This window comes from Vibrio sp. R15-SG3-ISO1A (assembly GCF_059833955.1).
On sequence record NZ_JCBDGH010000048.1, the window covers coordinates 1 to 24105 of the forward strand.

Consider the following 24105-nt stretch of genomic DNA (forward strand, 5'->3'; position numbering starts at 1 on the left):
TACGCTGCACGGGGCCTTGTACCTCAAAAGTAATGCCGTTTTACCTGCGGAGCTTGATGTGGAGACCGTCACGCTCAAGCAAGGCGATCAGCGTTGGCAGTTGACGCCAGACCAATTTGATTTGCGTACTCAAGATGAGCATCACTGGGAAGTGGCCTTTAGTCAGCCGTTCGATGTGGGCAGCGAAGAGCCGATTGATGTAGCCGTCGCCCTTACTTACCAAGGTATGGTGAAGTGGCTGGTGCAAAACCAAGTGACGGTTGATAAGGTCTACTAAACGCTATTAGGTTAGAAGAATCGAGATGAAAAAATGGTTGGCTTGTGGGCCAACCATTTTTTATTGTTAGTCACGTGTGGGCTTAGCTTGACGCTTTCAAACCCGCGTTGATATCAAGAATGTCTTGCTCACTCAAGGTACCAACAGCTTGACGCAATTGAAGCACGCTTAGGATGTAATCGTAACGTGCATTGGAGAGGTTTTTGTTGGCATCGTACAGACGACGCGTTGAATCAAGTACGTCAACAATGGTACGTGTACCGACATCAAAGCCCGCTTCTGTCGCTTCCAGCGCGGATTTGGCAGAGACGACGGTTTGTTCGTAAGCACGCAGGGCACCAATCGATGCGCTGATGTTGTTGTTGAACGCACGGACATCTTTCACCACGCTGCGGTAGGTCGCTTCAAGTTGTTGGCTGGCAGCAACGTAGTTGAATTCCGCTTGCTTGGTGAGTGAGGTCGTCGCGCCACCGGTGTAGAGTGGTACGCTAAGGTTCAGACCAATATTAAAGTCGTTCGTTGTGCCATTAGTAGAGTCATACGCACTCTTATCTAGGTCTGTGTAACTGTAACCACCATCTAGGGTTAATGACGGTAGGTGACCAGAGCTTTGCAAAGAGATATTGTCTTTTGCCACATCTTGAGCGATACGCGCTGAGAGTAAGCTGAGGTTCTTCTGCTGCGCTTCTTCCACGAGAGCATCAATGGCCGCTTGAGTTTTCGTTGCCGAGAAACGGTCAGTATCGAGGACGTACAGTTCAGAGTGCGATTGCCCCGTGATTTCACGTAGCCCTTCATAGCTGTTGGTCAATGTGTTTTGCGCCAGCACTTCATCGGCAAGCACTGAGTCGTATTGCGCCTGAGCATCATGCACATCAGTAATCGCTGATAGGCCCACTTCAAAACGCTGCTTAGTCTGCTCAAGCTGACGACCGACCGCAGCTTTTTCCGCTTGAACAAATTCTAGATTATCTTGTGCACGCAACACATCAAAGTAGGCAGTAGCGACACGTAGGATCAACGCTTGTTGGATCGCCGCATAAGAGGCGTCTTGTTGACGGGCGCTTTTCTCCGCGGTATCCAACGTAATCCAACTGGTGCGGTTATAAAGTTGCTGTGAGAAACCAATACCCGCCGTTAATGCGTTTACATCATTGTCGTTTGTTTGGCCATCATCACGATCCTTTTCACCACGGGTCAAGTTGTAACCCGCCGTTAAGTTAATTTGAGGCAGTAGCGTGGCGCGACTGGAAGTCACCGCTTCAAACGCTGCATCACGCTGAGCCGCTGCACTCAAAAGGGTGGGATCATTCTCTTTGGCCTGATCGTAGATTTCTGCCAGCGTGTCAGCTGATACTTGAGTGCTTAAGCCGCCTAACGCTGCGCTAATAAAAAGGGGAAGCAGTTTCTTCATTGGTCCTATTCCTGCCTATATATGAAAAAGTTGACTCATGGAGTTTAACCCAATTTGTTGTCATTTTGCTCGAATCTTTTCAGAGTTTTACATGTAACTGTCCAACTGTGCAATATAAAAAATTAATCAATTTAAATAAATCTATAAATTTTGCACAAAAAGTTGAGCTAGGCCCTTGGAAGTTCAGCAATTGACTGAGTAAACTATAAGATTCACTCAGAGAGGTACCAAATGCAACAACCGAGCCCGCAGAAAACGCATTTTACCCGACGCGATATTGAAATCATCTCGAAGACGACGCTATTCGACGGTTTCTTTAAAATGGTCAAATATTGTTTTAGACATAAGCTGTTTGAGGGGGGCTGGAGTGAACCCATTGAGCGTGAGATGTTTGAACGCGGCCATGCCGCGGCGATGCTCCCTTACGACCCAGAGCGGGATCAAGTGGTGATCATCGAGCAGATTCGTGTTGGCGCTCTAGAGCATGACAGCCCTTGGCAGTTAGAAATTGTCGCCGGCATGATTGAGCCTGGCGAGCACGCCGAGTCGGTGGTGCGCCGAGAAGCAGTGGAAGAGGCCGGGATTGAAGTTGGGCGCCTTGAGAAAGTGACCTCTTATTACCCATCGTCTGGTGGCTGCTCTGAAAAGCTGGATGTTTTTGTCGGAGAGGTGGATGCCTCTAAAGCGCATGGCGTTCATGGTTTAGACTATGAAGGAGAGGACATTCGAGTGCACGTGATGAGTCGTGAACACGCGTACCAAGCGGTGTTGGATGGTTCGATTGAAAATGGTGCCTCGATCATCGCGCTACAATGGTTGCAATTGAACCAACAACGAGTCCGAGCCAACTGGGCGACTAAGGCATAACTCACTTGAGAGAATGATGACACAAGTAGCAATGAAGAAACCGTATCATGTTGATTTAGCGGATCTGATGCGGACTTATGAGACCAATTACGCCAAGTTGAATGCCTTGCTGCCTGCGCAGCCGAGCATCGACGACGTTCGCTGCTATGAAGCGGCGAGCATGACGTATCAAATTCAAGTGTGCGAAGTCACAAAGTACACAACTTTGGTCGATATTTGTCAAAGTGATGACGTTCCAGTATTTCCATTGCCAAGAATGTCTGTCAGGCTCTACCACGATGCTCGCGTGGCTGAAGTGTGTGGTTGCGAGCATCTAAAACGGGTGAACCCTCGTTACGACTATCCGAACGATAAGATGGTTCAACAAGATGAAAAAGTGCAACTCAACCGCTTTTTAGGCGATTGGCTGTCGTTTTGTTTGAAGCAGGGCATTAGTAAAGCTCCGTTAAATATCTAGGTTTATATTTTGAAAGTAGTGTCTAATACAGCGCAGAATGGCAGTATCAAATTAGTTCAGATTACCGATACGCATCTTTTTGAACCCGAAGATGGCAGCTTACTGAGCGTAAATACGCGCGACAGCTTCCACGCAGTGGTCAACGCCATTGTCGAACGTCACGTCGAGTTTGATGCCATTCTGGCGACCGGTGATATTTCTCAGGATCACACCGAAAAGTCGTATCAACGCTTCGTCAATGGGATTGCTCCGCTTGAGAAAACGTGCTTTTGGCTACCGGGCAATCACGATTTTAAGCCCAGTATGACTTCGGTATTGCCAACCTCACAAATTCAGCCTGCTGAGCATGTCCTGCTCGGTGAACACTGGCAACTGATCTTACTTGACTCGCAAGTGGTTGGCGTTCCTCATGGTCGTTTAAGCGACAGTCAGTTAGACCTGCTCGATAGCAAGCTGGCGCAATACCCAGACAAACACGCTTTGGTGTTGTTGCATCACCACCCAATTTTGGTTGGTAGTGCATGGCTTGATCAGCACTGCTTAAAAGACGCAGACAACTTTTGGCAGGTTGTAAGTAAACACAACAACACCAAAGCGGTGCTGTGTGGTCATGTTCATCAAGATATGAACGTGAATCATCAGGGCGTACAAGTGATGGCGACGCCGTCTACTTGCGTGCAATTTAAACCCAACTCGAACGACTTTGCGCTTGATGTGCGCTCACCAGGCTGGCGAGAACTGATTCTTAATGCCGATGGCTCGTTTGAGACTCGTGTTCAGCGATTGCCAGAAGGGCAATTTCAACCGGACTTTAGCTCAGCAGGATACTGATCATGAAACCTTCAATGCTCTTGTACATTCACGGCTTTAACAGCTCACCTCAGTCGCTAAAAGCCAATGTGATGCGAGACTATTGCCAGTTTCACCGCCCTGATATTCGAGTAGAGATCCCCCGTCTGCCCAGCTTTCCTGAGCAAGCGGCCGCGCATTTGCTGGCGATTGTCGAACAGCATCGACATGACTATCAGATAGCCCTGGTGGGCAGCTCGCTCGGTGGCTATTTGTCGATGTGGCTCAATCAAAAGTTTGGCTTTAAAGCGGTGGTGATTAACCCTGCTATCAAGCCCTATGAACTATTGGCGGATTTCTTAGGCCCTCAGAAAAACCCCTACACTCAAGAAGAGTATTGTTTACAAGCGTGCCATATCGAGGAGCTTAAAGCGCTCGACACTGAGGTGATTGCAAATCCGAGTGATTTTTGGCTGCTGCAACAAACCGGCGATGAAGTGTTGGACTACCGTCAAGCCGTGAGCAAATTAGCTGGCGCGAAACAGACCGTTATCGAAGGCGGCGATCACAGTTTTGTCGGCTTTGAATACTACCCTGCGGCGATTGTGGAGTTCCTAGCGCTCTAGCCCTCATTGAGGGAAGAGTCATAAATTTGCTTGTTACTTCGCTGTCTCACTTGACATAGTTGATACTCTTCCAGACTATGTTCCACCTATACTTGTGCGGTTTTGGCAAAAGTGTTGATTTGTCACACGAGCCACTTTTTCAATTCGAAGCCTGATTTCATCAGCGCACAGTCATGTTTTCATTCTTTATAACGAACTCCGTATTATGACTGAACAATATAATGCGAAAGACCTCTCGGTTCTTGAAGGTCTCGACCCAGTACGACATCGTCCTGGCATGTATACCGAAACAGAGCGACCCAACCACTTAGCGCAAGAAGTGATTGATAACTCAGTGGATGAGGCTCTCGCTGGACATGCTAAGAAGATCAAAGTCATTCTGCACGCCGATCAATCATTAGAGGTGATTGATGATGGCCGCGGCATGCCGGTGGATATTCACCCAGAGAAAGGAATTTCTGGCGTAGAACTCATCATGACCAAGCTTCACGCGGGTGGTAAGTTCTCCAACGACAACTACAAATTCTCTGGCGGTCTCCACGGGGTGGGGATCTCTGTGGTAAACGCGTTGTCAAAACGCGTGGAAGTCACCGTTAGACGTCAAGGGCAAGTGCATGAAATTGCTTTTGAACATGGCGCTGCCGTCACCGAACTCACGGTGACGGGCACCTGCGGCAACCGTAATACGGGTACCGCCGTTCACTTCTGGCCAGATGCCAAATACTTCGACAGTGCTAAGTTCTCTGCCCTTAGGTTGGTCAACAACCTGCGCGCAAAAGCGGTGCTTTGCCCAGGACTTGAGATCACTTTCGTCGATCAAGTTAACAACGAAGAGCATAAATGGTTCTACGAAGATGGCCTCAAAGATTACCTCGCAGAAGGGGTAAAAGGCTATCCGGTCTTGCCTGAGGTGCCGTACATTGGTGAATTCGTCGCTGAGACGGAAATGGCCAATTGGGCCGTGATTTGGCAGCCAGAAGGCGGCGAGATGATCACGGAAAGTTACGTTAACTTGGTGCCGACCAAACAAGGCGGCACGCACGTCAATGGTTTGCGCCAAGGCTTGTTGGATGCGATGCGTGAATTCTGTGAGTTCCGCAACTTGCTGCCACGTGGCGTCAAACTGACGGGCGATGATATTTTTGATCGCTGTTCTTACGTGCTCTCGGTCAAGATGCAAGATCCGCAATTTGCGGGCCAAACTAAAGAGCGTCTCTCTTCGCGCCAAACCGCAGCGTTTGTCTCTGGGGTGGTCAAAGATGCCTTCAGTTTGTGGCTGAATGAAAAGCCGCAATTGGCGGAGCAACTGGCTGAAGTTTGTATTGCCAATGCTCATCGCCGCATGCGAGCGAGCAAGAAGGTCGTGCGTAAAAAAGTGGCCTCTGGCCCAGCCTTACCAGGCAAACTGACCGATTGCTCGGTGCAAGATCTCAACCGAACCGAAATTTTCTTTGTCGAGGGTGACTCGGCGGGCGGCTCTGCCAAACAGGCGCGTGATAGAGAGTTCCAAGCGGTGATGCCACTGCGGGGTAAAATTCTCAATACGTGGGAAGTCTCGGCTGACCAAGTGCTCGCTTCGCAAGAGGTGCACGATATTTCCGTGGCACTCGGCATTGACCCAGACAACGACAACCTTGAAGGACTGCGTTATGGCAAGATCTGTATTCTTGCCGATGCGGATTCCGATGGTCTGCATATCGCCACGCTGCTGTGTGCGTTGTTTACTCGCCACTTCCGTGCGCTGGTGGAAGCGGGACACATCTATGTTGCTATGCCTCCTTTGTATCGTATCGATTGCGGAAAAGAAGTGTTTTACGCACTGGATGACGATGAAAAAGAAGGCATCTTGGAGCGTTTGTCGAAGAAAAAAGCCAAGATCAACGTACAGCGATTCAAAGGTCTGGGTGAGATGAACCCACTGCAATTGCGTGAGACCACTATGGACCCGAACACCCGCCGTCTGGTGCAGCTAACCATTGATGACAATGAAGCGACATTAGAGATGATGGATATGTTGTTGGGTAAAAAGCGTGCGGATGACCGCCGCTCATGGTTACAGAGCAACGGCGATTTGGCAGAGGTATAGTGAATGTCGACAGAAATTACCTATGATGGTGTCGAACAGTTGCCAATGCGCAAGTTCACGGAAGACGCCTATTTAAACTACTCAATGTACGTCATTATGGACCGTGCGTTACCTTATATCGGTGACGGATTAAAACCGGTTCAACGACGCATTATCTACGCCATGTCGGAGCTCGGTCTCTCGGCGTCGGCGAAATACAAAAAATCCGCTCGTACGGTCGGTGACGTGCTGGGTAAGTATCACCCGCACGGCGACTCAGCCTGTTACGAAGCGATGGTGTTGATGGCTCAGCCCTTCTCTTACCGTTATCCATTGGTGGACGGTCAAGGGAACTGGGGTGCGCCGGACGATCCGAAATCCTTCGCTGCGATGCGTTATACCGAAGCGAAATTATCAAAGTTTGCGGAAGTATTGCTGGGTGAGTTAGGTCAAGGCACCGTTGAATGGCAGCCTAACTTTGATGGCACGATGAAAGAGCCCCAAATGCTGCCAGCACGTTTACCGCATATCTTGCTTAACGGCGTCACCGGTATTGCAGTAGGTATGGCCACGGATATTCCGCCGCACAATGTGCGCGAAGTGGCTGAGGCAACCATTCATCTGATTGACCACCCTAAAGCGGACCTCAATGATGTGATGGGCTTTGTGCAAGGCCCCGATTACCCAACCGAAGCCGAAATCATCTCGCCCAAAGCGGACCTAGAGAAGATTTATCGCACCGGTCGCGGCAGTGTGAAAATGCGCGCGGTTTGGCACAAAGAGGGCAGTGATATTGTGATCACCGCACTGCCACACCAAGTCTCTGGCGCGAAACTACTTGAGCAAATCGCCGCCCAGATGCGAGCGAAAAAACTGCCGATGGTGGATGACTTGCGTGATGAGTCGGATCACGAGAACCCAACGCGTATCGTGGTGGTGCCACGCTCCAATCGCGTTGACTGCGACCAATTGATGAATCACTTGTTTGCCTCAACGGATCTCGAGAAAAACTATCGTGTGAATTTAAACATGATCGGTTTGGATAACCGCCCTCAAGTGAAAGGGTTGGTGCAAATCCTCTCTGAGTGGATCGAGTTTCGTCGTTCGACAGTGCGTCGCCGCCTGCAATATCGCCTGGATAAAGTCATGGCGCGTTTGCACATTTTGGAAGGCTTGCTAGTCGCTTATCTCAACTTGGATGAAGTGATTGAAATCATCCGCACGGAAGATGAGCCAAAAGCCGTGTTAATGGCACGCTTTGGCATCACCGACATTCAAGCTGACGCGATTTTGGACACCAAACTTCGCCATCTCGCCAAACTGGAAGAGATGAAGATCCGTGGTGAACAAGACGAGCTGCAAAAAGAGCGAGAAAAACTGGAGCAACTGCTGGGCTCTGAACGTCGTCTCAACACCTTGTTGAAGAAAGAGATCAAAGCCGATGCTGAGAAGTACGGTGACGACCGCCGTTCACCTATGGTCGAGCGTGAAGAAGCCAAAGCGCTTACAGAGCGTGATTTAGTACCAAGTGAACCGATCACGGTCGTATTGTCAGAGAAAGGCTGGATTCGCCACGCGAAGGGCCATGATGTGAACGTGGAAAGCTTGAACTACAAGTCTGGCGATAACTATCTCGCTCATGCCTGTGGTAAGAGCAATCAGCCGGCGGTTTTCCTTGGCAGTGATGGTCGCAGTTACTCGCTTGAATCGCACTCGTTACCTTCGGCGCGTAGCCAAGGTGAGCCGATCACCGGTCGTTTGAACATCAGTGCAGGTTCGACCGTTCGTCAGGTTGTGATGGGCGAAGAAGATCAGCTGTGGCTGGTGGGCTCCGATGCCGGTTATGGATTTGTTTGTAAAGGCAGTGATTTATTGTCGAAAAACCGCAGTGGTAAGGCGCTGGTCACCTTGCCTGCTAACTCGGAAGTCATGCCACCTCATGCTGTTGGCGATTTAGACAATGATGAAATTTTGGCCATCACCAACCAAGGTCGCATGCTCTTGTTCCCAATTAAAGACTTGCCTCAGCTTGGTAAAGGTAAGGGTAATAAGATCATTAATATCCCTGCCGCCAAAGCCAAAGAGCGTGAAGAGGTTGTCTCTCACCTGATTGCAGTGCCGAAAGCGGCAACCGTGACGCTGTACGCCGGTAAGCGCAAGTTGGGCTTGAAGCCTAACGATCTCGACAACTACCGCGGTGAGCGTGGTCGTCGTGGTGGCTTGCTGCCACGTGGCTTGCAACGAGTGACAGCTATTGAGATTGATTTAGGCAACGTCAGTTCGGACAGCGAGGTGTCGGAGTCTTAACTCTAAGATCATCGTGCTAGAAAAGCCAAACGCCCACCTTACTCGATAAGGTGGGCGTTTTATTTGGTTTATGTGTGGTCTAAAAGTCGCGTTAATTGAGACGAGTATCTTCAGCAATGGTCACAGACAGTGTTTTCTCTTCTCCTTTACGCAGAATGAGAACATCCACAACCGTACCCGGACGCAGCTCTGTCACTATGTCTAACACACTTTGACGACCATTGATCTTATTGCCGTCGATTTTCAAGATGATGTCTTGCGATTCAAATCCAGCTTGCGCGGCAGGTCCATTCGGGTCGACCCCTAACACCACAATGCCACCAAGATGGTCATTGCCGAGTAAACGCGACGTCACTGAGTTGATGTCTTGACCATCGATACCGATATAGCCGCGAATTACGCGTCCATCGGCGATGATTTTTTGCATGATTTTATTTGCTAACGAGTAGGGAATCGCAAAAGAGATACCGTAGGTTTCGAGCTCAGTTGCTTGTTGGAAAGAGGCCGTATTGATGCCGACCAATTCACCACGAGTATTGACCAAAGCGCCCCCCGAGTTCCCCTCGTTGATTGCCGCGTCGGTTTGAATAAACGCTTGGTGACCATCGGCGCTGATGGAGGAGCGACCAGTTGCGGAGATAATTCCAAATGTGGTGGTTTGGCCGAGGTTATATGGGTTACCGATGGCAAGCACTACATCACCAACTTTTGGGGTGTACTCTGGATTGAGCGGAATGACCGGCAGGTTACTGCCCTCGATCTGCAATATCGCGATGTCTGTACGGCGATCTTTCCCGACTAATTGCGCAGCGGCAACGCGACCATCTTGTACTGCGACGATGATTTGATCCGCCTGAGCGACAACATGATAGTTGGTGATGATATAGCCTTTTTCACTGACGATAACCCCAGAACCTAGCCCCTGTGTCGAGAGCTTAGTGCGATCGGATTCGGTGTATTTTCGACTGTAAATGTTGACCACGGCAGGCGCTGCATTTCGAACCGCTTGGTTAAACGAAATTTGTTCACGGGAGAAGAGAGGAAGGTCAGTTGGCACATGTTTCGGTAAAATATTGGAGCGCAACGACGGAATCGCCAATAACAAGAGCAATGCTGTGATTAACCCCAATCCGACTGAGCGCAATAAAAATCGCAGCATGCTTTCCTCATTTGTTATTCATTTTCAACAGGTAAGTTGGCCAAGAATAGCACTAACCCCGTCAGACGTGAAGTTAGTGAGCGGCGCAGTGCGAGCATCAACAAAAAGGCAGCCCTGAGAAGGCTGCCTTAACGAAAGAAAATCTCGAACGGGTTAGCGAATCACAAGATACAGGGTACGCTCACCACGTTGGATATTGAGGGCCAATACGCCCGGTTGTTTTTCCAGTGCGCTGCGGAACTCAGCCAAGTTTTTCACTCGTTTGCGATTGACGCCGATGATGATGTCGTCCGCTTGAAGCTGATACGCTTCCGCTTTCGAGCCTTTTTCAACCGATGCCACTTTCACCCCTTGAACGGCGTCGCTCGCATTGGTGTTGGTCAGTTGAGCGCCCGATAGCCCTTCGTGCAGTTTATCGGCGGTGGTTTTCACATCGGTTTGTTCGCCTAGGGTGACATCGAAGGATTTTGACTTACCGTCACGCACGATACCCAAGGTGATCTGTTTGCCCGCGCCTAAGGTGGCGACTTTCGCTCTCAGTTCACTGAACGAGTTGATCTCTTTACCATTGACCGACACGATCACGTCACCGGCTTGCAGCCCCGCGTCATCAGCAGCGCTGTCTGGCACCACTTGTGAGACAAAAGCGCCTTTACTTGATTCATAGCCCAGTGCTTCTGCTAGCTCTGAGGTGATTTCGCCGCCTTGTACACCCAACATGCCGCGTTTCACTTCTCCGAACTCAAGGATTTGATCGGTCAAGTTGGTCATCATATTCGATGGAATCGCAAAGCCAATCCCGACGTTGCCGCCGTTAGGACCCAAAATAGCAGTGTTGATACCAATCAACTCCCCCTTGAGGTTGACCAAAGCCCCCCCAGAGTTGCCACTGTTGATCGCCGCATCGGTCTGAATAAAGTTCTCGAAGTTTTCGATATTGAGACCACTGCGCCCCAAGGCCGAGACGATACCCGAGGTCACGGTTTGGCCGAGGCCAAACGGGTTACCTATCGCGACGGTAAAGTCGCCGACGCGCAGCTGATCAGAATCCGCGATGGTGACTTGGGTGAGGTTCTTGGCTTTTTCTAGCTTGAGCAGGGCCACATCTGACATCTGGTCGCCCCCGACCAGCTCGGCATCATACTCACGACCATCATGCAGTTTGACGCGAATTTTTTCCGCGCCGTTGATGACGTGGTAGTTGGTCACGACATGCCCTTTTTTGGCGTCAATAATGACGCCTGAGCCTAAGCCACGAAAGGGGCGCTCTTGCAGTTGCTCGGTAGGGAAGTCTGGACCAAAAAAGAAGCGGAACTGATCGGGGATCTGTTGACGTGATACCTGGGTACCTTCAACAGAAATGCTCACCACAGCTGGCGTCACTTTCTCAAGCATCGGGGCAAGAGAGGGAAGCTGCTCTCCATTGACGGAGAGTGGTAGGGCTGCGCTCGCCGGCATGGGGGCGATGATGGAACTTAAGCTTAAGGATAGAACGGTTAAGGCAAGCAAAGGTTTTTTCATCGGATACTCCTATTAAGTGAAGGCTCTCGTCTGATATTTGTACGTCAAAATCAAAACTCAATGGCCACTCATGGGAGTTATGACTCAAAAACCTTTGTAAAGTTCATGAAATTCAATCAAGAAGCTTTAGCAGATAGCACTTCTTTTTCATCGACGACGGGTTTCTTTTGTTCTTTAAGAAGGCCCGTCGCACCTTGAGCGTAATCTTTAGGTGCTTCATCCATTGGTGTATCCACACTGTGTGTTTGCTCGGAAATTACCTCAGATTCTGTACTGGCTTGCTCTGTGATTTTTTTAACAAAAGGATTGTCTTGTTCAGGAATATTCGGCAAAAGCTCGCCAGAAGTTTTGGCCATGTGCTGGTAAAGCTTGGTGTACTCTTTGCCGAGGGCATCAAGCATTTCAGCCGTTTGGGCAAAGTGATCGGTAAGGTCTTGCTTTTGTTGCTCGAGTTGAAACTTAGTGTTGTCGAGGTCTTTTTGGATGTTCTTCTGTTTTTTGTAACCTGGAGTGCTGATACGGGAAAAAAGCACGCCTAAAACGGCACCAACAAGCAAACCTACGAGGGCGTAAATCCAAGGCATAATGGCTCCTTATGATTGTTATTTAACATGTTTTTTACGGATTGATTACACATGCTGTTTTGACATGGTACTATGACTTCCTGAGCCGATAAAGAAAAATGCGTGTGCTCTCGTTAGCAGTTTCAACGACTCCCTAATAGGCCGTGAAGTCATGACACCACTAGAGATTTACCAAAACGATATCCAAAAAAACGGTTTTCAGTCTGACCCTGCTCAGTTGCAAGCGGTGACAGCGCTGGATCGTCTCTATCACCAATTTATTGATTATCAAGCGCTGCCCCAGCCTCAAGTCACCGGTTGGAAAGCATGGTTTGGCAAGCGTGCTGCCACACCTGTGACAGCGCCGAAAGGTCTCTATTTTTGGGGGGGCGTCGGACGAGGAAAAACCTATCTGATGGACACGTTTTTTGATGCGCTGCCCTCTGAGAAAAAAATGCGTGTGCACTTTCACCGTTTTATGTATCGAGTTCACGATGAGTTGAATCGACTGGGGGAAAGGAACGATCCGCTAGAGGAGGTCGCCGACATCTTCAAGGCAGAAGCGGAGATCATCTGTTTTGATGAGTTTTTCGTGTCGGATATCACTGACGCGATGATTTTGGGTACCTTGTTTCAAGCGCTGTTCAAACGCGGCGTCATTTTAGTGGCAACGTCCAATATTCCTCCTGATGATCTTTATCGAAATGGTTTGCAACGTGCGCGCTTTATGCCTGCTATTGAATTAATCAAAACGCACTGTGACATATTAAATGTCGACAGCGGCATTGATTATCGCTTGCGCACCCTTGAGCAAGCGGAAATTTACCATTTCCCTCTGGATGATATGGCCAGTCAAAACCTGGAGCACTACTTTCATCAACTGGTGGGCGATGGGAAGGTCGGTGAAGTGCGCATTGAAATCAACCACCGTCAGGTAGACGTCGTACAAAGCGCTGAAGGTGTCCTGCATGCGACGTTTGCGCAGTTGTGTCAAAGTGCACGCAGTCAAAATGATTACATTGAGCTCTCTAAACTCTACCATACAGTGTTGCTGGCTGACGTGAAACAGATGGGCCACACCATAGACGATGCGGCGCGGCGTTTTATCGCGTTGGTTGATGAGTTTTATGAGCGTCATGTCACTTTGATCATCTCGGCAGAAGTGCCACTCGATGCGCTATACACCGGCGGGCAATTGGCGTTCGAATTTAAGCGCTGCCAGTCTCGTTTGATCGAAATGCAAAGTCATGAGTACCTAGCGCGCGAGCATTTAGCGTGACACGTTTGCGAGGGAAGGGAGAGGCGAAAAAAAAATGCAATTTTCACTGAAAAAAAGGTGATTTTTTCTACTGACTTCTCTATAATCCTGCGACCCACCGTTACTGCAGACCTTGATTATCGAAGGTATTTCGAGATAACGGGTCGAGAGAACCAACCACTCGAAGGGGTGTTGACTGGACTCTTAGTCAGTGGGAGCGAAAGCTCCTTTAAGTGTAAATTTAATAAATTAACGGGTTATTGTTAGCATGAAAACTTTCGTTGCTAAACCAGAAACTGTAAAACGCGACTGGTACGTTGTAGACGCTGAAGGTAAAACTCTTGGCCGTCTAGCAAGTGAAATTGCATCTCGCCTACGTGGCAAACACAAAGCTGAATACACTCCTCACGTTGACACTGGTGATTACATCATCGTTATCAATGCTGAGAAAGTTGCTGTAACAGGCAACAAGGCTAAAAACAAAGTTTACTACCGTCACTCTGAGTTCCCAGGTGGCCTAAAATCAATCACTTTTGAAAAGTTGATCGATCGTAAGCCTGAAATGGCGCTTGAGCTAGCGGTTAAAGGTATGCTTCCACGTGGTCCTCTAGGCCGTGCTATGTACCGTAAGCTTAAAGTTTACGCTGGCGCTGAGCACAACCATGTTGCTCAACAACCACAAGTACTAGACATCTAATCGGGGATTTCGAAAATGGCAGAGAATCAATACTACGGCACTGGCCGTCGCAAAAGCTCAGCTGCACGTGTTTTCATCAAACCAGGCAGCGGCAACATCGTAATCAACAAGCGTAGCCTTGATGAGTACTTCGGTCGTCCAACTTCTCGCATGGTTGTTAAACAGCCTCTAGAGCTAGTTGAATTGACTGAGAAACTAGACCTATACGTGACTGTTAAAGGTGGCGGTATTTCAGGTCAAGCAGGTGCTATCCGTCACGGTATCACTCGCGCTCTAATGGAATACGATGAGTCTCTACGTCCTACTCTACGTGCAGCAGGTTACGTCACTCGTGACGCTCGTTGCGTTGAACGTAAGAAAGTTGGTCTACGTAAAGCACGTCGTCGTCCACAGTTCTCTAAGCGTTAATCTTTCTCGCAAAGATTGGCGTCCAGTTTTTACTGGATTGTGGTCTCAAAAGCCTGGCTTCACGCCAGGCTTTTTGTTTTTTAGTCTCCCCCATTCTGGCTTTCCTACTACGCTTCTCAACTCTGCTTCAGCCGCTGTTCATCTTTTGTGACGCCATAGGCGAATTACTTGATGAATGTTACAAAAAGGTAGCTTTATCTTGTCAAAAAGTAGGGTTTTATTTATCATTTGCCATCAAATAAATACAACTAAATTCGTATTTTGTTAGCCATGCTCTTTAAGGGATTTTAATAGGGTCACGAGGCCCAGACCATAGGGAGCAAATGGGAGAATGTTTGGATGAGCAATGCGCCTTTAAATAACGGCCGCAGACGTTTCTTGACTGCGACAACTGCGGTTGTCGGTGGTTTAGGAGCTGCTGCTGTCGCCGTTCCTTTTATAAAATCTTGGAACCCAAGTGAAAAAGCAAAAGCTGCGGGTGCCCCTGTTGAAGTGGAAATCGGAAAGCTCGAAGAAGGGCAGATGGTTCGTGTTGAGTGGCGTGGTAAGCCTGTCTGGGTTGTCCGTCGTGCACAAGCCGTCGTCGATGGATTGAAAAACCTCGAAGGCCAACTTCGAGACCCGCAGTCAGGCGAAGAACAGCAGCCTGAATATGCACAAAATGCCTACCGTTCTATCAAACCAGAGTACTTCGTTGCTGTGGGGATTTGTACACACCTAGGTTGCTCGCCGACTTATCTACCCGACACTTTTAGTGAGCAAGTGCAAGGCGTGAAATCCGGTTTCTTCTGTCCATGTCACGGTTCAAAATTTGATATGGCTGGTCGAGTATTCCAAGGCGTTCCGGCACCACTAAATCTAGTGGTCCCTAAACATATGTACCTGAGTGATACCAAAATCATTATCGGTGTTGATGAAACTGGGGAGGCATAATGCAAGCTCTACTTGATTGGGTAGAAAAACGCATACCCGCAATGAATGCGTACAAAAAGCACCTGTCTGAGTATCCAATGCCGAAGAACTTTAACTTTTGGTATCTGTTTGGCTCTCTAGCAATGTTGGTGTTAGTGAACCAGATCCTGACGGGGATTTGGTTAACCATGAACTACGTGCCATCAGGCGATGGGGCGTTTGCATCGATTGAATACATCATGCGTGACGTGGAGTACGGTTGGTTACTTCGCTACATGCACTCCACAGGCGCGTCTGCGTTCTTTGTTGTTGTCTACCTGCACATGTTCCGTGGTTTGATCTACGGCTCATATCAGAAGCCTCGTGAGCTGCTTTGGATCTTCGGTATGTTGATCTTCTTGGTCTTGATGGCCGAAGCATTCATGGGTTACCTGCTGCCTTGGGGCCAAATGTCCTACTGGGGTGCTCAGGTTATCATCTCACTCTTTGGCGCGATTCCGGTCATTGGTGATGATCTCACCCTTTGGATTCGTGGTGACTACGTTATCTCTGGCGCGACATTGAACCGTTTCTTTGCCTTGCACGTCATCGCTCTGCCAATCGTGTTGCTGCTGCTGATTGTGCTGCACGTTCTTGCGCTGCACGAGGTGGGTTCAAACAACCCAGATGGTATCGAAACTAAGCTGCCAAAAGGATCAATGGGTGATGATTACCAACCTCAATTTAAATTCCATGAGTACTACACGAAGAAATACGACATCATCGACTCTATCCCGTTCCACCCTTACGGCACGGTGAAAGATCTGATTGGTGTGGCTGGTTTCTTGTTCCTGTTCTGTTATGTGTTGTTCTTCAACCCAGAAATGGGCGGTTACTTCCTTGAGCCGCCAAACTTTGAAGCGGCAAACCCGCTGAAAACGCCGGAGCACATTGCCCCTGTTTGGTACTTTACGCCATTCTATGCCATCTTGCGTGCGGTGCCAGATAAGCTTATCGGTGTTCTTGCTATGGGCGCATCGATTGCTGTGCTGTTCATTTTGCCTTGGCTTGACCGTTGTAAAGTTCGCTCTTACCGCTACCGCAGTAAGTTCCATTTATTCAATATCATCCAGTTCACCATTAGCTTTATCGCATTGGGTATTTTGGGCGCGCTTCCAGCGACCCCGACGTACACACTCCTTGCGCAGATCTTTAGCTTGGGTTACTTCATGTTCTTCGTCTTGCTGTTCTTCTACAGCAAAAATGAAGCGACGAAACCATTACCAGAAAGGGTGACATTCAAATGAAAAAATGGATTGTAGTTTTATTTGCAATGCTGCCATCTTTGGCAATGGCAGCGGGTGTGAGCGTTCCACTCGATAAAGCGAACAACGACATCTCAGATCAAGCGTCGTTGCAAAACGGTGCCAAGCTCTTTATGAACTACTGTTTTGGCTGCCACTCAGCGCAGTATCAGCGTTATGAGCGTGTTGGACGTGACATTGGCATTCCAGTGGATCTGCTCAAAGAGAACTTGATTTTTGATCCAGAAGCCAAGGTTGGCGACTTGATGGAAAATGCCATCCCTGAAGAGTCGGCCGCTAAATGGTTTGGTGCGCCACCACCTGATTTGACGCTTGTCGCTCGAGTGCGTGGTACGGATTGGTTGTACACTTACCTACGTTCGTTTTATGAAGATCCTGCGCGCCCATTTGGGGTCAACAACGTTGTGTTCCCAAGTGTCGGTATGCCGCATGTATTGGAAGAGCTGCAAGGCATTCCTAAACCTGTTTACGGCACCAAAGTCGTGAATGGTGAAGAGGTGCAAGTGGTCGTCGGTATTGAATCGGATGGGACCGGCGAGCTTAACCAAGAAGAGTACGACAACGCGGTACGCGATTTGGTGAACTTCCTTGAGTACTCCGGTGACCCAGTCAAACTTGAGCGCCATGCGCTAGGTTGGTGGGTAATGGGCTTCCTAGTGATCTTTAGTATCGTGGTTGTGCTGCTCAAGAAAGAGTATTGGCGTGATGTGCATTAATTGTGCTATCATACCGCGCTAATTTCCAAATTTTTATGTTGACAATGGAGGCTTAGCCTCCATTGTTTTATTTATGTAAGTGTGCTGGAGGGCTCCATGGCTGTAGCTGCCAATAAACGTTCTGTGATGACTCTATTCTCAAGTGCATCTGATATGTATAGCCATCAGGTACGTATTGTTCTAGCAGAGAAAGGCGTAAGTGTTGAAGTAGAGCTTGTTGATGAAGCAAACCTACCTGCGGAACTTGGTGAACTGAACCCATACAAATCAGTACCAACCTTAGTGGATCGTGAGTTGTCACTGTATGACTCAAAGATCATCATGGAATACTTGGACGAGCGTTTCCCTCATCCTCCATTGATGCCGGTTTACCCGGTTGCTCGCGGTAACACGCGTTTGATGATCTACCGTATCGAGAAAAACTGGTACTCATTGGCTGAAAAAGTGCTTAACGGCACAGCTGATGAAGCAGAATCTGCACGTAACAAACTCAGAGTGGATCTTTTGACTCTTGGCCCAGTCTTCGCGGAATACGAATACTTCATGAGCGAAGAGTTCAGCTTGGTCGATTGTTACCTTGCTCCTTTATTGTGGCGTTTACCACAAATGGGAATCGAACTGGTTGGCCCAGGCTCAAAAGAGCTGAAGGTTTACATGAACCGTGTCTTTGAGCGTGATTCATTCCTAGCATCCTTGACTGAAGCTGAACGTGAAATGCGTCTAATGCGTTAATGGTTGGCATGGATATCGAGAAAATGACCCCACGCCGACCGTATATGCTTCGTGCATTTTATGACTGGTTGGTGGACAACGATTTAACGCCTCATCTTGTTGTTGAAGCAACATTACCAGGCGTTCGTGTGCCAGAAGAGTTTATTCAAGATGGCCAAATTATCCTCAATATTGCGCCTCGCGCTGTGGGTAATTTGGAACTGGGCAATGAGGCGATCACCTTCAGCGCCCGTTTCAGCGGCCGCCCACACTCTGTGATTGTGCCTCTTTATGCTGTTCAAGCCATCTATGCCCGTGAAAATGGTGCAGGGACGATGTTTGAACCCGAAGATGCTTACCTTGGTGAGATTGAAGAAAGCTTGGAAGATGAACCTCTATTCCCACTGTCTGTAGCGACTGAGGAAGAGGTCGAAGAGACTGAGCCAAGTGATGAACCACCTAGGCCCAAAGGTCGACCGAGTTTGCGTGTCATCAAGTAACGCGAATGAAACGATAGCAAAAAGCCGCATTGTGATGCGGCTTTTTTTATATATCGATTAGGGAACAGCTCGATTAGAGATAAGCGACGAGCCGCTTATTCATTACTTTCCGCAATCTGGAAGGCGCGGATGACTTGTTTCACCCCAGAGATATTGCGCGCAATATCGGTCGCTTTATCGGCATGTTGTGGTGAGACATAGCCAAGCAAGAAGACCTCTTTATCCTCTGTGATCACTTTGATTTTGATGCCGCTCAGCTCAGAGTCGGTCAAGATCGCGGATTTCACTTTGGTTGTGATCCAACTGTCATGACTCACTTCGCCAGCGCTTAGCGGTGCTTTGATGCGAATTTGGTTATAGACGGTTTTGACGCCTTTCACTTCACGAGCTTTTTGTTCAATTTGCTCACTCAACGCCGCATCGTTTGCTTGCCCCATTAGGACGACTGTTCCTTCGTAGGAGCTGGCGGTAACACGAGCATTACCGCGAACTGGCTCTTTGTTTGCGATTCCCGCCACTTCGAACTCAATATTGTTATCGTTCCAGATCTCTTGTGTGGTGCGTGGGTCAATCACAATGGCGGCCGTTGTTGCAGCGCCAGCAATAAACAACCCGGCACAGCCTGTCAGGGATAGGCTGGCAATTAAAACAAAGATAATCGTTTTCAATGACTTCATGGCTTACTCTTCGTGAGCAGGAAACAACACTTGGTCAATAAGATCGCACAAGCAGTGCAAAGTCACCATATGAACCTCATGAATTCGCGCGGTTCTGTGAGATGGAATGCGAATTTCCACATCATGCTCACCCAGTAACCCAGCCATCTCGCCACCGTCTTTGCCGGTTAACGCGATGATGGTCATATCGCGAGTGACTGCCGCTTCCATCGCCTTGATGATGTTCTTGCTGTTACCGCTGGTTGAGATAGCCAGTAAAATATCGCCAGGTTGGCCAAAAGCACGCACTTGTTTTGAGAAAATCTCAGTGTAGTGGTAATCGTTGGCGACGGCGGTCAGCGTTGTGTTGTCGGCAGTCAGCGCCATCGCGGGCAGGCTAGGTCTTTCTGTTTCAAAGCGATTGAGTAAGCAAGAGACAAATTGTTGTGCGTTCGATGAGGAGCCACCATTACCGCAACAGAGAATCTTGTTACCGTTGAGTAAGCTTGCCACCATACCTTGCGCTGCGTGAGTGATCGCATCGGGTAGCGCTTCTGCGGCGGCAATTTGAATTTGAATGCTTTCTTTAAAACTGTCTTTAATGCTCTCTAGCATTGATTATCCTTGAGTGATTGCGTTTTTTATCCATTCGATTTGGCTACCTTGCTCATGAATCGCCACTAGGTCAAATCGAAAATGGGTATCGTGTACCGAAAGGCCATGCTTGATGAGCCACACATTGGCGGCTCGCACGAGTTTTTGCATTTTACTGTAGGTCACGGTTTCAGCCGCATGACCAAACGAAGTGCTCTTTCGGTAACGAACTTCAACAAATACGATGGCGTCGCCATCGCGCATGATCAGATCTAACTCGCCGCTTTTCGCAGTAAAGTTGCGTTCAAGCGCGACTAACCCCTGACTCAGCAGATGCTGCTCAGCCAGGCGTTCATAGTGTTCGCCGTGCGCGCGTTTATTGCGCACTACCGAGTTGAGCCCAGCTGATTTCACGTTGTACTACACAGTGCTCATCGATACTCAGAATTCCTGTTTGTCCTTCGACTGAGTAGCCTTCGATCACTTTCATTTGTGGCAGCATTTCCATCAGGGTGTAGGCGTCCATCCCCATCGCTTGAAGTCGTTTCTCCGCGTGTGAGCTATTGGCCCACAGACTGTCCATCTGCTGCTTGAGGTGGGCATCAGGGTGGATAAGGAGTGGAATATCACTGTAGCTGACGCCCGTCAAATCCTCATACTGACGTTGGCCGCTGTTACTGCGAGAGTTAGAGTAGAGTGCAGGAGGCGTCGTGTCTGGGTTGATCGCCACTTCGATGAAAGGTTTGATCAGGGTTATTTCGGCACTGGTCGCCACGATGTACACCGCATCCACATCTCGACGGCTGCGTGGCTGTGTTTCAAGTGGGATATTTAACAGTGATTCCATTTGCGCGATGTTTTGCTGGCTCTCTTGCAAACCAAAAATGGTGTTGATGTTTTTTTGCAACTGGCGCTTATCACCGAAGAGACTCACTGCCACTTTATTCTCACTGTATTTATCCCACTCTTGTTCGAAGGACTCGACGACGCGCTCGCCCAAACGACCTTGCGGCGCAAGGATGAGTGGGTAGCGAGCGCCTTGTTCAAACAAGTGCTTCGCCGCTTGTGCCACTTCCTGTTCAGGAGAAAGCGCTAAGTAGCAGGTGTTGTGACCCAAGTTGGTTTCATCTGGAATATTGAGAGCCAACATCGGCAGTGAGTGGGCACTGGCTTGTTGCGCTTTTTGCAGCGCTTCGATGTTCTCTTTCAATAGCGGACCAACGATAAAGTCGATGTTCTTTTCGATTAGCGTCGCGTCTAAGTTCGCCATATCCAGTGTATTGGTATCAATGACGGTCAGGGTCGCGTTCTCATCACGCGCATCATCATTCATCATATTGAAAATAAACCCATCGCGAATCAGTTGCGCTTGTTTAGCAAACTTGCCAGAAAGAGGCAGCAGCAGCGCAGTGTTCACGGGTTTTGTAATATCGAGTGCCAGAATGTCGCTGAGGGCTTGGGGTGTATACAGCGCGGCTGGATGGTCAGGATTGCTCGCCATCCAACGTTCCAAGCGCGATTTTAATTGCGGAATGTTGCTGGCAAACGCTTTACTGTCATTGGCCAATTCTAGCCAACCTGTCAGTACGGTTTCATTCGGTGCCACGCGCAGTTTGGCAAGTTCAGACAGCGAGTACTGCGACAGGTTCTGCCAGACGCCATCGGCGATAGAGGCTTGCTCTGAGGCATTGAGCAGTTCGCTTTGGGCAATTAAGGATCGCGACGCGTCAAGGTAGAGACCTTGCTTGCTCTGCAGCGCGGCGCGTTTTTGATAGTACTCTTGCCACTGCTGACGAGGCAGCGACCAAGACGCTGGAAAATTGAGCTGAGACAAGGCATCGCTATGCTGATCTTGACTGATGAGCAAGTCGGCGCGAGTCAATTGCCACTCTGCTTGCTGCTGTGGCGTGAGGCTTTGTCTCGCAAGGCGCTTAATCAGTAACTCTGACTGCACCACGTCACCGGCTTCAACGGAGGCTTTCAGTGCCATGATCAACCAATCCACTTGCAAACTGCCGGTCGTGCTGTCTGCCCGCATTAGGTAGGTTTCTACCGGTTGAGAGGGATCGAGTAAAATATCGACAGACTGCGGCGTTTTCGGCGATGAGGAACACGCAGCCAATGTAATAGCGAGTGCTACAGGAGTAAGTAAGCGTGTTACACTTGGGCGCTTATGGTGATTGTTAGCCATGAGTTCTTTCGTAATTCCGTATAAAATTGTGTCTATATTAATCGTTGAAGTGATGGTAAACAAATGACAGATAGCAAAACCTTACCGACAGAGGTGCCAACCCTCTACATTGTACCCACCCCGATCGGTAATCTGGGCGACATTACTCAGCGAGCGATAGAGGTGTTGTCATCGGTGGATTTGATTGCTGCAGAAGATACCCGTCACACGGGTAAGCTGCTGTCTCACTTCAATATCCCAACTCGAACTTTCGCCCTCCATGATCATAATGAACAGCAAAAAGCGCAAGTGTTAGTTGATAAATTGTTAGCTGGGCACTCCATTGCGCTGGTCTCGGATGCAGGAACGCCACTGATCAGTGACCCAGGTTACCATTTGGTCACTCAATGTCGTCAAGCGGGCGTCAAAGTTGTGCCTTTGCCTGGAGCATGTGCGGTGGTCACAGCATTAAGCGCCTCCGGTCTCCCCTCTGACCGTTTCAGTTTTGAGGGATTTTTGCCTGCCAAAAGTAAAGGTCGTAAAGACAAGTTCTTAGAGATTGCAAAGGCAGAGCGAACCTGTATTTTTTATGAGTCCCCACACCGCATTCTTGACTCACTTGCTGACATGCTGGAGATCTTAGGCCCTGAGCGTGAAGTGGTGTTAGCGCGAGAACTGACGAAAACGTTCGAAACCATTCAAGGCATGCCACTCGGTGAGCTCGTTGATTGGGTGCGCAGTGATGAAAACCAACAAAAAGGCGAAATGGCGCTATTAATTCATGGTTATCGTGCCGACAGCGATGACGGCCTGCCGGATGAAGCTACCCGTACCCTGGCTATTTTGACCCAAGAACTGCCGTTAAAAAAAGCCGCGGCGCTGGCGGCTGAGATCTACAACCTGAAAAAAAATGCACTCTATAAGTGGGGGCTGGAACACCTCTAATCTAGCCAAGTTGTTGGTTATTTAGGCGCACACACACATTCCCCTAGACAGGCTGATGGCTTCTCTATACAATCCGCCACCGGAGTCGACTCGGTAGCCGCTGCTTTATTGATGTCCCCTTACCTTGTGTGGGGGAGACTGATGAAGGGGAGGAAAGTCCGGGCTCCATAGAGCAGGGTGCCAGGTAACGCCTGGGGGGCGCAAGCCTACGACAAGTGCAGCAGAGAGAAGACCGCCGATGGCTCAATTTCTTCGGAATGAGCACAGGTAAGGGTGAAAGGGTGCGGTAAGAGCGCACCGTGCGACTGGCAACAGTTCGTAGCAAGGTAAACTCCACCCGGAGCAAGACCAAATAGGCCTCCACATTGCGTTGCTCGCGTAAGGGGGCGGGTAGGTTGCTCGAGCCAGTGAGTGATTGCTGGCCTAGACGAATGGCTACCACCGTGCAAACGGTACAGAACCCGGCTTATATGTCGGCTCCACCTTTTTAAGACCCATCGTAACTTAGGTTATGATGGGTTTTTTGCTTTACGCTGACGAAATTTATTTTGTAAGCAATAAACTTAGCGCAAAATCACGCCTTCCTTGTGTCTAAAGGTGGCGAATGAGCGTTAAATCAGTACACTGGAACCCTTAGCGCGTGAATGCGAGAGCAAACCGAGATAACTATGACCGAAGCATTTAAACACATATCCGTCTTACTTCATGAATCGATTGATGGATTGGCCATTAAACCTGATGGCGTCTATATCGATGGCACATTTGGACGAGGTGGTCATAGCCGTACGATTTTATCTCAGCTTGGTGAAAACGGACGCCTTTATAGTATTGACCGTGATCCACAAGCGATTGCAGAAGCCAACAAGATTGATGATCCGCGATTTACCATCATCCATGGTCCATTTTCAGGCATGGCTGAATACGCGAAACAGTATGATCTCGTGGGTAAGGTGGATGGCGTGCTGCTTGATCTTGGTGTGTCATCGCCGCAGCTTGACGACGCAGAACGCGGCTTCAGCTTTATGAAAGATGGCCCCCTCGATATGCGTATGGATCCTACTTCCGGCATGCCGGTCTCTCAATGGCTCGCACAAGCAGACCTTGATGATATTACTTGGGTAATTCGTGAGTTTGGCGAAGATAAGCATGCTCGCCGAATTGCCAAAGCCATTGTTGCCTATCGTGAAAA

24 protein-coding genes, 1 other RNA gene and 1 pseudogene are annotated in these 24105 nt (G+C 49.1%); 18 read left to right on the plus strand and 8 right to left on the minus strand.

Going from position 1 to position 24105, the window contains the following annotated elements; genetic code table 11:
- Nucleotides 1-277 (plus strand): annotated as a pseudogene (locus AC6R0L_RS07095) (hypothetical protein); the annotation flags it as partial.
- Nucleotides 278-359: 82 nt separating this feature from the next.
- Here the strand turns inward: AC6R0L_RS07095 and tolC are convergent.
- The gene (tolC, locus tag AC6R0L_RS07100) at nt 360-1691 is read right to left on the minus strand and encodes an outer membrane channel protein TolC (RefSeq protein ID WP_500628718.1); all 1332 of its coding nucleotides are present in this window, start codon (nt 1689-1691) and stop codon (nt 360-362) included.
- A gap of 231 nt (nt 1692-1922) precedes the next feature.
- Between tolC and nudF the strand changes: the two genes are divergently transcribed.
- The 6 genes from nudF (at nt 1923) to parC (ending at nt 8802) form a co-directional block, all read left to right on the plus strand.
- On the plus strand, nt 1923-2558 hold the full coding sequence (gene nudF / locus AC6R0L_RS07105; protein ID WP_500628719.1) for an ADP-ribose diphosphatase: 636 nt from the start codon (nt 1923-1925) through the stop codon (nt 2556-2558).
- A gap of 16 nt (nt 2559-2574) precedes the next feature.
- Nucleotides 2575-3015 carry a DUF1249 family protein gene (locus AC6R0L_RS07110; protein ID WP_500628728.1) on the plus strand — a complete coding sequence of 147 codons (441 nt, stop codon included), beginning with the start codon at nt 2575-2577 and terminating at the stop codon, nt 3013-3015.
- A 9-nt stretch (nt 3016-3024) separates the two neighbouring features.
- The gene (gene cpdA / locus AC6R0L_RS07115; protein ID WP_500626500.1) at nt 3025-3846 is read left to right on the plus strand and encodes a 3',5'-cyclic-AMP phosphodiesterase; all 822 of its coding nucleotides are present in this window, start codon (nt 3025-3027) and stop codon (nt 3844-3846) included.
- A 2-nt stretch (nt 3847-3848) separates the two neighbouring features.
- The gene (gene yqiA / locus AC6R0L_RS07120; RefSeq protein WP_500628720.1) at nt 3849-4430 is read left to right on the plus strand and encodes an esterase YqiA; all 582 of its coding nucleotides are present in this window, start codon (nt 3849-3851) and stop codon (nt 4428-4430) included.
- A 205-nt stretch (nt 4431-4635) separates the two neighbouring features.
- Nucleotides 4636-6516: a DNA topoisomerase IV subunit B gene (gene parE, locus AC6R0L_RS07125; RefSeq protein WP_500628721.1), complete on the plus strand. Its 1881-nt coding sequence runs from the start codon at nt 4636-4638 to the stop codon at nt 6514-6516.
- Between the two features lie 3 nt (nt 6517-6519).
- A complete protein-coding gene (parC, locus tag AC6R0L_RS07130) occupies nt 6520-8802 on the plus strand; it encodes a DNA topoisomerase IV subunit A (RefSeq protein ID WP_500628722.1) in 2283 nt (760 codons plus the stop codon).
- A 91-nt stretch (nt 8803-8893) separates the two neighbouring features.
- Here the strand turns inward: parC and degS are convergent, their stop codons facing one another.
- The 3 genes from degS to zapG all read right to left on the minus strand — a co-directional run bounded on the left by degS (nt 8894) and on the right by zapG (nt 12066).
- On the minus strand, nt 8894-9961 hold the full coding sequence (gene degS, locus AC6R0L_RS07135) for an outer membrane-stress sensor serine endopeptidase DegS (RefSeq protein ID WP_500628723.1): 1068 nt from the start codon (nt 9959-9961) through the stop codon (nt 8894-8896).
- Nucleotides 9962-10114: 153 nt separating this feature from the next.
- Entirely contained in the window at nt 10115-11482 is a 1368-nt protein-coding gene (locus AC6R0L_RS07140; protein WP_500628724.1) for a DegQ family serine endoprotease, read from the minus strand.
- A 116-nt stretch (nt 11483-11598) separates the two neighbouring features.
- Nucleotides 11599-12066 carry a Z-ring associated protein ZapG gene (gene zapG, locus AC6R0L_RS07145; protein WP_487901331.1) on the minus strand — a complete coding sequence of 156 codons (468 nt, stop codon included), beginning with the start codon at nt 12064-12066 and terminating at the stop codon, nt 11599-11601.
- A 151-nt stretch (nt 12067-12217) separates the two neighbouring features.
- Here zapG and zapE point away from each other — a divergent pair, with 151 nt between their 5' ends.
- From zapE to sspB, 8 genes are all read left to right on the plus strand, one after another.
- Nucleotides 12218-13324 carry a cell division protein ZapE gene (gene zapE, locus AC6R0L_RS07150; RefSeq protein WP_500628725.1) on the plus strand — a complete coding sequence of 369 codons (1107 nt, stop codon included), beginning with the start codon at nt 12218-12220 and terminating at the stop codon, nt 13322-13324.
- A gap of 247 nt (nt 13325-13571) precedes the next feature.
- The gene (gene rplM / locus AC6R0L_RS07155) at nt 13572-14000 is read left to right on the plus strand and encodes a 50S ribosomal protein L13 (protein WP_005372872.1); all 429 of its coding nucleotides are present in this window, start codon (nt 13572-13574) and stop codon (nt 13998-14000) included.
- Between the two features lie 15 nt (nt 14001-14015).
- The gene (rpsI, locus tag AC6R0L_RS07160) at nt 14016-14408 is read left to right on the plus strand and encodes a 30S ribosomal protein S9 (protein WP_005436094.1); all 393 of its coding nucleotides are present in this window, start codon (nt 14016-14018) and stop codon (nt 14406-14408) included.
- 339 nt (nt 14409-14747) lie between these two features.
- The gene (gene petA / locus AC6R0L_RS07165) at nt 14748-15341 is read left to right on the plus strand and encodes a ubiquinol-cytochrome c reductase iron-sulfur subunit (protein WP_334554311.1); all 594 of its coding nucleotides are present in this window, start codon (nt 14748-14750) and stop codon (nt 15339-15341) included.
- Entirely contained in the window at nt 15341-16606 is a 1266-nt protein-coding gene (locus tag AC6R0L_RS07170) for a cytochrome b (RefSeq protein WP_334554312.1), read from the plus strand. The genes petA and AC6R0L_RS07170 overlap by 1 nt, the downstream gene beginning before the upstream one ends.
- Nucleotides 16603-17340 carry a cytochrome c1 gene (locus AC6R0L_RS07175; RefSeq protein WP_487901329.1) on the plus strand — a complete coding sequence of 246 codons (738 nt, stop codon included), beginning with the start codon at nt 16603-16605 and terminating at the stop codon, nt 17338-17340. Before AC6R0L_RS07170 ends, AC6R0L_RS07175 begins: the two co-directional genes overlap by 4 nt.
- 96 nt (nt 17341-17436) lie before the next feature.
- Nucleotides 17437-18072 carry a stringent starvation protein SspA gene (gene sspA / locus AC6R0L_RS07180; protein WP_334554316.1) on the plus strand — a complete coding sequence of 212 codons (636 nt, stop codon included), beginning with the start codon at nt 17437-17439 and terminating at the stop codon, nt 18070-18072.
- A gap of 8 nt (nt 18073-18080) precedes the next feature.
- Complete coding sequence (sspB, locus tag AC6R0L_RS07185) at nt 18081-18551, plus strand: ClpXP protease specificity-enhancing factor (protein WP_334554318.1); 471 nt, start codon at nt 18081-18083, stop codon at nt 18549-18551.
- A gap of 95 nt (nt 18552-18646) precedes the next feature.
- Here the strand turns inward: sspB and AC6R0L_RS07190 are convergent, their stop codons facing one another.
- Genes AC6R0L_RS07190 through AC6R0L_RS07205 form a run of 4 tightly spaced genes read right to left on the minus strand, consistent with a single transcriptional unit; the run spans nt 18647 to nt 21992 of the window.
- Nucleotides 18647-19228 carry a BON domain-containing protein gene (locus AC6R0L_RS07190; RefSeq protein WP_500626505.1) on the minus strand — a complete coding sequence of 194 codons (582 nt, stop codon included), beginning with the start codon at nt 19226-19228 and terminating at the stop codon, nt 18647-18649.
- Between the two features lie 3 nt (nt 19229-19231).
- The gene (locus AC6R0L_RS07195) at nt 19232-19822 is read right to left on the minus strand and encodes a phosphoheptose isomerase (RefSeq protein ID WP_334554322.1); all 591 of its coding nucleotides are present in this window, start codon (nt 19820-19822) and stop codon (nt 19232-19234) included.
- Nucleotides 19823-19825: 3 nt separating this feature from the next.
- Nucleotides 19826-20215 (minus strand): YraN family protein, encoded by a 390-nt coding sequence (locus AC6R0L_RS07200; protein ID WP_487901327.1) that lies wholly within the window; start codon nt 20213-20215, stop codon nt 19826-19828.
- Entirely contained in the window at nt 20178-21992 is a 1815-nt protein-coding gene (locus AC6R0L_RS07205; RefSeq protein ID WP_500628726.1) for a penicillin-binding protein activator, read from the minus strand. Before AC6R0L_RS07205 ends, AC6R0L_RS07200 begins: the two co-directional genes overlap by 38 nt.
- A gap of 63 nt (nt 21993-22055) precedes the next feature.
- Between AC6R0L_RS07205 and rsmI the strand changes: the two genes are divergently transcribed.
- The 3 genes from rsmI to rsmH form a co-directional block, all read left to right on the plus strand.
- Nucleotides 22056-22916 (plus strand): 16S rRNA (cytidine(1402)-2'-O)-methyltransferase, encoded by an 861-nt coding sequence (gene rsmI / locus AC6R0L_RS07210; RefSeq protein WP_334554327.1) that lies wholly within the window; start codon nt 22056-22058, stop codon nt 22914-22916.
- An 81-nt stretch (nt 22917-22997) separates the two neighbouring features.
- Nucleotides 22998-23401: RNase P RNA component class A (gene rnpB, locus AC6R0L_RS07215), an RNA gene on the plus strand.
- 183 nt (nt 23402-23584) lie between these two features.
- A partial coding sequence (gene rsmH, locus AC6R0L_RS07220) for a 16S rRNA (cytosine(1402)-N(4))-methyltransferase RsmH (RefSeq protein WP_500628727.1) occupies nt 23585-24105 on the plus strand: 521 nt, incomplete at its 3' end.

Excerpts from the sequence above, each read along its gene's own strand:
- tolC (WP_500628718.1), bottom strand. The coding sequence starts at position 1,691 with ATGAAGAAACTGCTTCCCCTTTTTATTAGCGCAGCGTTAGGCGGCTTA.
- nudF (WP_500628719.1), top strand. The coding sequence starts at position 1,923 with ATGCAACAACCGAGCCCGCAGAAAACGCATTTTACCCGACGCGATATT.
- AC6R0L_RS07110 (WP_500628728.1), top strand. The coding sequence starts at position 2,575 with ATGACACAAGTAGCAATGAAGAAACCGTATCATGTTGATTTAGCGGAT.
- yqiA (WP_500628720.1), top strand. The coding sequence starts at position 3,849 with ATGAAACCTTCAATGCTCTTGTACATTCACGGCTTTAACAGCTCACCT.
- parE (WP_500628721.1), top strand. The coding sequence starts at position 4,636 with ATGACTGAACAATATAATGCGAAAGACCTCTCGGTTCTTGAAGGTCTC.
- parC (WP_500628722.1), top strand. The coding sequence starts at position 6,520 with ATGTCGACAGAAATTACCTATGATGGTGTCGAACAGTTGCCAATGCGC.
- degS (WP_500628723.1), bottom strand. The coding sequence starts at position 9,961 with ATGCTGCGATTTTTATTGCGCTCAGTCGGATTGGGGTTAATCACAGCA.
- AC6R0L_RS07140 (WP_500628724.1), bottom strand. The coding sequence starts at position 11,482 with ATGAAAAAACCTTTGCTTGCCTTAACCGTTCTATCCTTAAGCTTAAGT.
- zapG (WP_487901331.1), bottom strand. The coding sequence starts at position 12,066 with ATGCCTTGGATTTACGCCCTCGTAGGTTTGCTTGTTGGTGCCGTTTTA.
- zapE (WP_500628725.1), top strand. The coding sequence starts at position 12,218 with ATGACACCACTAGAGATTTACCAAAACGATATCCAAAAAAACGGTTTT.
- rplM (WP_005372872.1), top strand. The coding sequence starts at position 13,572 with ATGAAAACTTTCGTTGCTAAACCAGAAACTGTAAAACGCGACTGGTAC.
- rpsI (WP_005436094.1), top strand. The coding sequence starts at position 14,016 with ATGGCAGAGAATCAATACTACGGCACTGGCCGTCGCAAAAGCTCAGCT.
- petA (WP_334554311.1), top strand. The coding sequence starts at position 14,748 with ATGAGCAATGCGCCTTTAAATAACGGCCGCAGACGTTTCTTGACTGCG.
- AC6R0L_RS07170 (WP_334554312.1), top strand. The coding sequence starts at position 15,341 with ATGCAAGCTCTACTTGATTGGGTAGAAAAACGCATACCCGCAATGAAT.
- AC6R0L_RS07175 (WP_487901329.1), top strand. The coding sequence starts at position 16,603 with ATGAAAAAATGGATTGTAGTTTTATTTGCAATGCTGCCATCTTTGGCA.
- sspA (WP_334554316.1), top strand. The coding sequence starts at position 17,437 with ATGGCTGTAGCTGCCAATAAACGTTCTGTGATGACTCTATTCTCAAGT.
- sspB (WP_334554318.1), top strand. The coding sequence starts at position 18,081 with ATGGATATCGAGAAAATGACCCCACGCCGACCGTATATGCTTCGTGCA.
- AC6R0L_RS07190 (WP_500626505.1), bottom strand. The coding sequence starts at position 19,228 with ATGAAGTCATTGAAAACGATTATCTTTGTTTTAATTGCCAGCCTATCC.
- AC6R0L_RS07195 (WP_334554322.1), bottom strand. The coding sequence starts at position 19,822 with ATGCTAGAGAGCATTAAAGACAGTTTTAAAGAAAGCATTCAAATTCAA.
- AC6R0L_RS07205 (WP_500628726.1), bottom strand. The coding sequence starts at position 21,992 with ATGGCTAACAATCACCATAAGCGCCCAAGTGTAACACGCTTACTTACT.
- rsmI (WP_334554327.1), top strand. The coding sequence starts at position 22,056 with ATGACAGATAGCAAAACCTTACCGACAGAGGTGCCAACCCTCTACATT.